Raw genomic sequence first — 10,933 nt, forward strand, 5'->3', positions numbered from 1 at the left:
TAAAGCATGATCTTATTCTAAACCGAGGATCCGAGGGCAGCCACAGTACGCTTTTACTAGTAATGAAACTAACAGGCATGAAGAAGACCGGTTTATATAATTAAAAAGGGAGGACAACGCTCAACACGTTGCCTCCCGTAAGACCTTACTTAGTCCGAAGCAGGAGTATAAATGCATAAATGCAGGTCAGGATGCTCCGCAGTGAATGCCAACGAATTAATATCATAGGCAAGCACTTGATTTTCGTCAGGTAGGCTGTAGAAAACCCGGGTTACCTTTTTAATTTCCACGCGATGCAATTTCCACAATGCCGCAAATTCAGCGCTTTCCTTCGAGAGCTCAGCAACGAACTGCGCAAACCAAGGGTCATGTGCATACTTGTCGTAGGAAGTACGGAAAATGGCTACCGAATGCGCCGCCATCTCCTCCCAATTGATCAAGCGGCTTCTCATCTGTGGATCGGTGAATAGCATGGACATCATATTCCGCTGTTCCCGTGGCCGCGATGAAAAATCCGCAATGCGTTCATTCACTGCGCGGTTCCAGGCAAGCAGTTCGGCTCGGTCATTGCTGATAAAGCAAGGAAAGGCCATCTGATTCACGATTTCTCTCCACTGCGGCTTTACCTCCGTCGTAATCGCCGTCACGGCTTCAGGTTCGTTGGCGTTCCACAGCTCAAGCAAATGCACATGCTCGTCTCCACCCAACTGAAGTGCCCTGCTGATGCTTTCGATCACATCCCGGGACACGGCAACCTCACGTCCTTGCTCAAGCCACGTATAATACGTTGCGCTAACGCCGGCCAATATCGCGACCTCCTCACGCCGCAAGCCCGGCGTTCGGCGCTGGCCGTATGACCTTGGCAGTCCTGCCTGCTCCGGCTGAAGCCGGGCCCTGCGCGATTTCAGGTAATCGCCTAGTGTTTTGGCGCGGACGCTGTTTATGCTCGTGCCATTAATTGTATTGTTCATGCTGTTTCGGTTAAGCAATGGGAATCACCTCTCGTGGCCGTGTTCATACCCGATCAGGTATATACCTTTCATTATACCGTGGAGGCTGGCAAGAAGCACCTGTTAAGAACATTGGCCACTGATGTGATCAGATTGCTTTCGTTAATTCGCTGTCCGCGCTGTTTCGGAGCAAGTCCAAAGCTTGCTCCGCAGCCTGCAACGTTGTAAGAATCAATACGCAGCTGTGCTTGCCGCTTGCTTCAGATACGCTACATCCCCCAGCAGATACTGTGCAAATTTGGCATCCATCTGTTTCCCGGCTAATGCGGACAATTCGTTTTCCAATGCATTCAATTCATGGATCGTTTTTGCAACGTCCCTCTCCTTCTGAATGGTGTGTACCTTCGCAAGCAGGCTGTTTAAGATGCCGCGATTTGAAATGAAGCCCTGGTCGTACCCCGCATGCAATGCTTCATCCAAATGATCACGATCCATCACGATGGTCAATACATACTGCTCGACCGTGACATTTCCTGCATAATCCGTTGCCTTAATCTTAATCGAGTGTTCACCGATTGAAAGCTCATAGGGGTTCGTGTTAATCGGCAGGCTCACGGCCGTGCCATCGAGCGTTGCTTCCACTTGATCTACACCACTCAGCGCATCTGTAATTTCGAATGGGATGCTCACGGCATCCGGATGATATACGGATGTCGTGACAGTCGGTTGAATCGCCGGCCCGGTACGATCGATGCTTACAGTTATCGTGTGGACGGCTTCCTGATTCCCTGCTGAATCGATGCTGTAATACCGAAGCGTGTGAATGCCTTCTTCGCTGATCTTGACCTGATTACCCAATTTGTAAACGGCGTCATTTACGCTGTAATAGGTCGATGTTGCCGAGCCATCGGAATCGACAGCGTTCAGGTTAATGACTTGAGCCGAAGGATGCCAGCCAGGATTGGCATCGCTCGTAGTTACAGGAGGCGTTACATCTTTGGGCTTCTCTAACGTTCTGACCGTTACGGAATTGGACGGTGCCGATTCTCCGCTGGCGTTCTTAGCTTGAATATAGTAGGTGTATTCTACTCCCGGTTCGGCAGTTCGGTCGTAATAGGTTTCTACTTTCGCATACCCAACGAATTGAATCGGTGCTTCTCCGGATTTCCTGTAAACATTGTACTGGGTCGCTCCGCCATGAGACGTCCAGATGAGCCCGACGAACGTTTCTCCCTTCAACCCGACAAAAAGATTCGAAGGCCTCCCGGGCAAAGGCATGGCAATAGAAAGCTCTTGGGACGGTGCTGATTCGCCCATCTCGTTCTCTGCCGTCACCTTGTAGCTGTAGCCTGTAACATCGGCGCTTATATTGTCATCGATATAGCGGGAAGAAGCTGTACTATCGAGCCTGGCGATCCGGGTAAAATCATTCTCACCGTTTCCTTTCCTGTAAAGGATATACCTTTCCGCATTGTCAACGGGAGTCCATTTCAGTCCGAACGAGGAGGTTGTCACGTCCTCGGCCGAAAAGCCTGCCGGCGCTAGTGGAATCGCCACTGGCGGTTTCGTCGTTGCGTTGAGACTGCCGGAAGCTGTAGATTCTCCGCCGAGCGACGTTACGGACACCTTATAGTAATACGTTGTGGATGGGCTCACTGTCTTATCGGTATAAACCGCGGTCGATGCACTGCCTACCTTCAGATAGCTGCCCTCCGGGGAGGCTGCCCTGTAGATCGCATAGCCGATGGCGTCTTTAACCGGAGTCCATGCCAGTGCAACGGAAATGCTCTTCGCCGCCGTAATCTGCAGTCCTGTCGGCGCGGGAGGGATCGGTTTCGATGTATCATATGCGAACACTTCCACCGTTTCGGAATGTGGCGCTTCCCCTCCCTGGTTTAAGGCCGATACTTTGTAACGATAGCTAGAGCCCCATACGATCGCATCATCCTTATACTCTGTGGTTGATGAGCTTCCAACGGCTCTATAGTAGGGATCCATAGAACTGGATCGGTAAATCAGATAAGCGTCTGCCCCGCTTACAGGCTTCCAGTGGAGTGATGCCGTAGGCCCTTCCGCCAATTGCCCCGTCAATTCCGAAGCCGCTTCCGCAGGAGGGGCCGTTTCTGGATTTGTCGGTTTCAAGAGGACGAAATAGTTCATTCTTGAGGTGCTGTTATTGACACCCATGATAACACGAGAGCCCGCAGGATAATGCTTCTTGAATAGCTTATACTGCACCGGTTGATTATCTGCGATAATCAGCCCTGTGTCTTCATAGGATGCTAGCCATTGCGGACGCGTCGTTATCCTCGAATCGTGCGCGACATACACATCCGTCCCGGCAGCCAGATAGAAGGTGAGCAGATCCTCACTCGTTGCGCTTCTGGAGCCTACCGCTGATCGGATCCACTCCACTCCCTTCAATTCATCCGGAATGGTAACGAATGTATACGGTTTGCTCCCGGTCATTCGATCCCCGGCCACGAAATCTCCAGGCTGGAGATTTTCCTGTATCGACCAGTTAGCCTCGTTGATGCTGCTGCTTCCGCTATTATCGTTGATGACTACGTTCCTGACCGTATTGCCGTTCATGCTGGGCACAGGCTCTGCTGCAGGCTGCTCCGGCGTCGGCTCAACCGGCGGGATAAACGGAGTGCCCGACCATACCGGGGGCGTTCTAGGGTAATTCGCCGGGAATCCCGGCGCCGCCAGTTCATTCAGGTAATCCTCGAGGTTTGTATACCCGTCACCGTTCCTGTCACCGTTTCGGTCCTCCGGATTGTTCGGATCCAATCCTTGTGCTTTTTCCCATGTGTCGGGCATTCCGTCAAGGTCTGCATCAAGGGGGGCCTTTCCTCGTGCCAGCTGCGGAAACCCGCCGACATCGTTTTCATTGCCTATGATGGCACCTGTTTGCTCCCGTACTCCGTCGATCACCCTTTGATCCACCTTGTCCCGAATCAGAGAGGCGCCGGAGTAGTCCAGAACGAGATTGTAGGCGGTCTCCGGATTCTGTGTATGAACCGGCGGGTACTCAAAACGCTCCGGTACCAGGACGCTGGGTCTTTCCGTTTCCATCATCCCGGCTCTCGTGTCCGTTCCATCAAGAATTCCGTTTTTGTTGCTGTCGATGCGATTATTTTCAAGGAACAGGTTATAGTTCTCATTACCGCGCACGACCGCATATTGGGGATTTGCCGAGTTCATGCCTGCGATGAAATAATTACCGACGACATTTCCATAGCCTTTGGTACCGGATTCACCGCCGGCTACATAGGGATAGCTGCCCCAATTGTAGAGAACGTTGTTCACGAAGTCGATCTGGCCTTTGGTTTTGGGATTGCGGTCATTGTTATGGGCGTATAAATTATGATGCATCGAAATCGTATTCATTTCAATTAATCCGCCCATGGAGTGAGTCAACAGCCCTTCCGATATGACGGACCACTGCACGGTTATATTTTTTGATTTTGGATTGTTATAATCCTTACTTTTAATGGATAGCACTTCATCGGTTCCCCATGAAAAGGAGGAGTGGTCGATGATCACATTCCGACAATCTTCGAAATACATTGTGTCGTCATTAAAGTTTTGAACTCCTAAGCGGAAGCGCATATATCGAATGACGATATCACTGCTATTGATAAAGCGTATATTGTTGCCCCGGATCGTCACGCCGTCCCCCGGTGCGGTTTGCCCTGCAATAGTAATCTTGGATTTATCGCTCACCACAATCTGGGGGATCGTAATTTCACCCGAAATATCGAATACGATGGTTCGAGGTGTTGTTCCGGCCGTTACAAGCGCATCATGGAACGTTCCCGGACCGGTGAGCTCGTAGCTGGTTATGTGGTATACTTCCCCTCCCCGCCCGCCTGTTGCGGCATAACCGAAGCCTTCCGCCCCGGGGAATGCCGGCAGCGCGTCATAGCTCGCATTCGCGATAGGAATAGGCAGTTGTAATAAAGAAAGGCTAAAAACAATACTTAACATGAGCGCTAGCCATCTTTTCATGTCTTACCTCCTATTTCGTTTTCACTTTCCCGCAAAATCATATTCGCCCAGATTGTATGTAAATGCTTACAACAATGTGGTTGGGGTTATTCTCAACCCCCAATGCTCCCCCTCTCTTGTATAGTACCGCCATCATACTCGTGCAAAGCCGACATACTCAATGGTTCAATCCTCTACATCATATACAAATACGGTAGTTCCCTGCGCATCCCGGTTCACGTGATGTCTTGGCGAAGATGAAAAGCGAAACGGTTCATACGCTGGGGTTTCTGTTTGTAGGATATAATCACGTTGGCAATACGGAGAAGACATAAAGAAAAATCCAACCCGAAGAATGCTGAGTTGGATTTTTACTGTGATAATTTCGATTTCCGATTTCAATCAATGGTTCTTTTGGCAGTTTGGTCATCATTTAGATGAATTTCCCAAAGGCGATTAATTCTTTCCAGCTGTCCAAGCGTGTAAGCAATATGGCATAGGTCATGGACCAAGACCCAGACGGAAGTGCGTCCCTCAGCAGGAACTTCTCCCCAGCATAAGACGCCACGGCTTAAGTCAATAGGTGCGGGCAGCAAATGGCTTTCGTTCAAGTTATCCAACGTTGCTGCCAAACGTTTTTTTGTATCTTCCAGCAGCTCTTCCAGTTGATGATGATCCCCCTGAACATCAAATTCATTTGCGCGAATCCGATTCGTTGGTATTCCACCCACAACATCACCAATCCAGTAGGCAGCAGACCCCAGCAAATGGTAGGTCAGAACAAAAGGACTATTCTTCATTTGATTCGGCGTCCAATTGAGCGCTTCAGGCGGCAAATTTCTGATGATTTTAAACACATCTTCCAATAAGCCCTCAACGATTACTTTTAAATCTTTACCTACTTCATGACTGATATTTGTTTGAGTATTTTCTGTTGTCATCTTTACACACTCCTAAGTTAATGAATTAAACGATGGCTGAATCATAGTTGAACAACAACGGGAATCCCCCGGTATGAACAAAGATGACTCCATCATACTTTGATAATTGGCCGGACTGTCCCATGTGAATTAATGCTGCCATGGCTTTCCCTGTGTAAACGGGATCGAGGAAAATTCCCTCGGATCGTGCCGATACATAAATGGCGTTACGGCATTCTTCTGTGATATCTGCGTATCGGGACCCAATAAAGCCGTCCTCAATCCAGACTTGCCCCTCATTGATCGTATTGTCATACCCGGCCAACTGTAAGGTTTCTCTGGCGATTCTGGCTGTTTTCTCTATTTTGATTTGTGTGTTCCCACTTACACTTACACCCAAAATGTCAAACCGACTGGAGGTCACATTTGCGCCCGCAATTAACCCTGCATGGGTTCCGCAGGTCCCGGTAGCAACAACAATAAGCATACGTTTGGAATCCATCTGCAAAGCACGAAGCTGCTCAACCAATTCCTCTACCGCCAGGATATATCCAACAGTTCCAAGTGCATCCGTCCCTCCTTCAGGAATGATGCAGGGGTTTCCGCCTTCGCGCGTTATTTTATTAGCAACTTCAACCATCACTTCATTTATAACCTCTAATGGAGGGCGATCGGCTGGCGGGCTTACGAAGGTTAGCTCGGAATCCATCAAATGATCCAAGTACAAATTACCGCGACGCTGGGTATCAGGTTGACCGCTTAATACCAAATGAGGTTGAAGCCCGAGTTTTCTGGCAGCCCCTGCGGTAAGTTGAGCATGATTGGATTGTACGGCACCTGTCGTAATAATGTGGGTGACTCCGCTTTTAACCGCCTGACCTAATTGGAATTCAAGCTTTCTCGCTTTGTTGCCTCCCCCTCCAAGACCAGTCATATCTTCCCTTTTAATGAATAAGCGACAACCTAATTGCTGGGATAACTGGTCCGCAGGCTGTAAGGGAGTTGGCCATGAACCTAGCATGACCCGGGGCAGAGATGAGATACGATTCATTCCATAAACCACTACTTTCTGTTTCCGAATTTTTCTTACTCTCGACCTGTGTTCAAATGATGCTGCAAACTACCTGCAGTACAGCTGGCAGCTCTCTGACACAAACCTATTATAATTATCTAATAACTAACCTGTCAATATATATTTCGAGGTTAGTATTTCGCGTTTATGAATTTATTTATGATTTCGACAGCGGCCTGTATCCCTCTTTCAATTAACCCCTTGAACATATATAATAAAGTTAGAAACACTAAAAATGAAAGGTGATCTGATGCAATGGCTGTTCTAGAAAAAATTCAATTTCTTTCAAATTCTTTATCTTTGAATTTGGTTAATACAGAAGAAAATCGAAGAGGAAAAAGGCATGATCTCCTTGTAACCGAACAGCAGGCTGCTTACTGGCTTGAAGTTATGTTCTCTGAGCAAGTCATACTTACAGAACAATTTGCACAAAGAATTCATTTCACACAGGAATCGGTAACGGCCCTTCGAGAACTAAGAGGCTTGCTGCGAAAGGGATTTCAAGACATCGCTGACGGGCTGCAAGTAGACGAACTGTGGATACACGCATTGGAGAGCTATACCAATAAAGCCCCCTTTACTTTTGTCTTCAAGGAAAATAAGCTTTTACCTACCCCGTGTGGAGCCTTTGTAGATTCGCTGCTCTCCCTTGTTGCCTATGACGCATTAGAATTGATGGCGAATGGCAAGCTTGCAACGCTTCATCGATGCTCCAATCCAAAATGCTTGTGGATGTATATGGACGCAACCGGAAAGCGTAAGTGGTGCTCAATGAAAATATGCGGAAACCGTATGAAGGTAGCTCGGCATAAGGACCGGTCTTAATGTAAAAAGGATAGCCGGAGTGCCGTGCGGTGCTGAGGCTATCCTGAATTAAAGTTGTATGCAATCTATGTGTTTTTTTCAGGTATTAATGGACGATCGGGTTTAATAAGGAACCATAATAATATGGCGCAGCCAACAGGGATTATATTGATTAATAAAGTCGTGTTCCAACCAAATTCTTGTGCTAACCATCCGCAAATGATAGGTGCAATAACACCGCCGATACTTCCCCACACATTCATCCAACCACTGACAGATCCCGAAAACTCCTTTCCCAAGTCATTAACAAGAGCCCAGGAAGCGACAATCGGAAGACCTAACGCGCCGAGAGCCAATGTCAACCAAAGAACATTCATCCATGGATCCATGGCAAAAGCTGCTAAGTACAAGCCTGCTATGAAAAAGACGAATCCAATGATAGCCATGTAACCACGAGCAGTCATGCGAGAGCTTGTTTTCTTCAAAATGAAATCCGAAACGGCCCCTCCGGCAATTGTAGTGAAACATAGCGCCAGCCATGGAAAACTAGCAGCAAATCCCATTTCTTTAAGGGAAAAGCCTCTTGCTTCCATCAGATAGGTAGGTAACCACGTTAGAAAAAATGTATTCATATATAGGACAACATGATATTGCAAACCAATTGCCCAGAAACGTACGTTTTTTAAATACTGCCCCCATGGGGCCCTTTCCTTATTGGTACCTGTAACACTTCTATTTTCGATAATAAGATGTTTTTCTCTCTCAGAAATCCAAGGATGATTTTCCGGCTTATCACGCCCAATATAGTACCAAACCAAACCAATGATAATCCCTGCAATAGCAAAAGTATAAAAAACCCCCTGCCATCCGAATACCGCCATGATTCCGACTGACAGTGCCGGTGCAACAACAGGACCAAACCAGGAACCCGATAACAGCGCACTCGCTGCCCGGCCTTTTTCATGCTTTTGAAACCAGTATGAATTAAAAACGGAGTTGGATGGATACATCGGTCCCTCTCCCACTCCAAACAAAAACCTTACAACACATAACATTACGTAAGAAGAAGCCGCTGCCGTCAAAGCTGTAAACACTGACCACATAGTAATTGCTATGGTGATAATACTCCTTGCCCCAAACTTTTCTGCGAGCATGCCTCCTGGAATTTGCGCAAAGCAATAACCTAAATAAAATAACGAGGTTAATAACCCGAATTCAACTTTATTCATATTTAATGCTTCCATCATGGGCTTAGCCACGATCGATATATTTGCCCGATCCATGTAAGCAATCAAGCCAATGATGAAGAAGATAAAAGCCATGCCCCAACGCAATCCTATCTTTCTCTTCACACCTTCAGAGGATGTAGTCATGCGTAATTGTATTTCCGATGTTTTATTATCCATTCGTTCTTCGCCCCCATTTGTGAATTGTACTTCCTTTACGGAGTTGCTTTCTCATAAGTGACTACTCATTCTTTCCAGTTGCCCCGAGCGTGTACTTTTCCATCATCACTTTCGAAAGGTACTACAGGATTGTTCAAATCGCTTTGAACTCAGCTAAACCACCTCCTTTTATGGAATGTAATGTAACATTTGATGTTCTTTATCATACCTTCTTATGAAACATATTATAGTTTTTAATAAACTAACCTGTCAATATATAATTTAGGGTTAATTAATTTGAGTTCGTCGCTTGGGACATGTTACATGTAAGCGATTTCAATATTTTGGATTTTATTATACTCGCTACTTAATAACCTGTAAATATAAATTATGAGGTTAATTATATGGACACACTCTTTTAAATAACCTGATTTTTGTATATAATGAAGTTAGTTAGGCGGTGGAGGACCTAAATACAAGGAGGGATCAGTGACGGGGAAAATGAAATACTGCCAACATAAAAAAGCACCAACCGTGGTGGTCAGTGCTTTGTTCTGCTATTCAAGTGAAACACGAAGCTCAGGAAACCGGCGCAGCATTCCCCGGCTCAATTATGATCCCGTCATATGCAGCTTGATAGATGCTGCGGATATCCTCTTTATGCAGCGGAAGCGGGCTGCGGGCCAGCAATCTTTTCTGCTGTACACCGTCTTCCGTCAAGCTGTCCAATGCATCGGCAGGAATTTGAAAGCCGCGCAGCGTGTTCGGAATCCCAACGTCTCGGACGAGCCGTTCCAGCTCTTCCACACATTTTCGGGAGGCTGCTTCCTCCGATAAATAACTTGCATAGCCGCCCAGCGCATGGACAATGTCCGACATTCGTTTCACGCAGCTGCTCCGGATATACCCCATAACATAAGGCAGCAGTACCGCGTTAGACTCTCCGTGCGAGAGATGAAACTGACCGCCTAGTGGATAGGCCAGCGCATGAACACCGGCGACGCCTGCATTGAAAAATGCGATTCCCGCCATGTTGCTCCCATAGCTCATGTCGATCCGCGCTTGCCGATCCTGCCCGTTGCTCACGGCCTTTCGAAGGGCACCGCTGATCAGACGGATGGCTTGCAGGGCCAATCCATCCGTGGCAGGATTCGCATTCACCGAGACATAGGCTTCAATAGCATGGGTCAGTGCGTCCACCCCGGTCGCTGCGGTTACACGAGGAGGAACCGAAACGGTCAGCTGAGGATCAACGATCGCCACATCGGCCATCAAATAATCGTGCGCGACCACATCCTTGGTTGTTGCCAGCGAAAGCACCGAAATGTTGGTGACCTCAGAGCCGGTACCCGATGTGGTGGGAATCAAAATTTTGGGCAGCCCTTTATGCTGCAGCTTCTTCGTGCCGGTTAAATTCAAATAATCAGCAACCTGACCTTGATGCACGGCAAGTACGGCAGCCAGCTTCGCCAAATCCATCGCACTGCCTCCGCCGATGCCAATGACCAGGTCGAAGCGGCCGTCCCGCGTATAACTGACCAGCTTCTCGCCTACCGCAAGCGGCGGCTCGGGTACCACATCCGTATAGATATCTACATCATAGCCCTGTGCCGTAAGCTTGGAAGAGATCGGTTCAATCATGCCCAACTTCTCTAAGATAGCGTCGGTGATGAGTAAAATGCGTGACGGCGCATACTTCTCCACCTCCGTCCACAGTTGCTCCAATGAGCCCCATCCGATATATTGAAGTGGAGTAAAGACCAGTTTGGATAACGTCATTGGACAAGCCTCCCACTATAAATTAATTTT

7 protein-coding genes are annotated in these 10,933 nt (G+C 47.8%); 1 reads left to right on the forward strand and 6 read right to left on the reverse strand.

Annotated elements, in window-relative coordinates; translation table 11 throughout:
* Nucleotides 1-149 precede the first annotated feature (149 nt).
* The 4 genes from CF651_RS28090 to CF651_RS28105 all read right to left on the reverse strand — a co-directional run bounded on the left by CF651_RS28090 (nucleotide 150) and on the right by CF651_RS28105 (nucleotide 6,914).
* A complete protein-coding gene (locus tag CF651_RS28090; RefSeq protein WP_245856188.1) occupies nucleotides 150-989 on the reverse strand; it encodes a helix-turn-helix transcriptional regulator in 840 nt (279 codons plus the stop codon).
* 192 nt (nucleotides 990-1,181) lie between these two features.
* Entirely contained in the window at nucleotides 1,182-4,964 is a 3,783-nt protein-coding gene (locus tag CF651_RS28095; RefSeq protein ID WP_144029121.1) for an OmpL47-type beta-barrel domain-containing protein, read from the reverse strand.
* 377 nt (nucleotides 4,965-5,341) lie between these two features.
* Complete coding sequence (locus CF651_RS28100; protein ID WP_094018170.1) at nucleotides 5,342-5,884, reverse strand: DinB family protein; 543 nt, start codon at nucleotides 5,882-5,884, stop codon at nucleotides 5,342-5,344.
* A gap of 25 nt (nucleotides 5,885-5,909) precedes the next feature.
* Nucleotides 5,910-6,914 (reverse strand): 1-aminocyclopropane-1-carboxylate deaminase/D-cysteine desulfhydrase, encoded by a 1,005-nt coding sequence (locus tag CF651_RS28105; RefSeq protein ID WP_094018171.1) that lies wholly within the window; start codon nucleotides 6,912-6,914, stop codon nucleotides 5,910-5,912.
* 276 nt (nucleotides 6,915-7,190) lie between these two features.
* On the opposite strand from CF651_RS28105, the gene CF651_RS28110 reads away from it, so the two are divergent.
* On the forward strand, nucleotides 7,191-7,760 hold the full coding sequence (locus CF651_RS28110; RefSeq protein WP_094018172.1) for a CGNR zinc finger domain-containing protein: 570 nt from the start codon (nucleotides 7,191-7,193) through the stop codon (nucleotides 7,758-7,760).
* Between the two features lie 65 nt (nucleotides 7,761-7,825).
* Here the strand turns inward: CF651_RS28110 and CF651_RS28115 are convergent, their stop codons facing one another.
* Both CF651_RS28115 and CF651_RS28120 read right to left on the reverse strand, forming a co-directional pair.
* Nucleotides 7,826-9,145 carry an MFS transporter gene (locus CF651_RS28115; RefSeq protein WP_094018173.1) on the reverse strand — a complete coding sequence of 440 codons (1,320 nt, stop codon included), beginning with the start codon at nucleotides 9,143-9,145 and terminating at the stop codon, nucleotides 7,826-7,828.
* 558 nt (nucleotides 9,146-9,703) lie between these two features.
* Nucleotides 9,704-10,903, reverse strand: a complete 1,200-nt coding sequence (locus CF651_RS28120; protein WP_094018174.1) for an iron-containing alcohol dehydrogenase — start codon at nucleotides 10,901-10,903, stop codon at nucleotides 9,704-9,706.
* Nucleotides 10,904-10,933 lie beyond the last annotated feature (30 nt).

The organism is Paenibacillus rigui, assembly GCF_002234615.1.
Lineage (GTDB): Bacteria > Bacillota > Bacilli > Paenibacillales > NBRC-103111 > Paenibacillus_S > Paenibacillus_S rigui.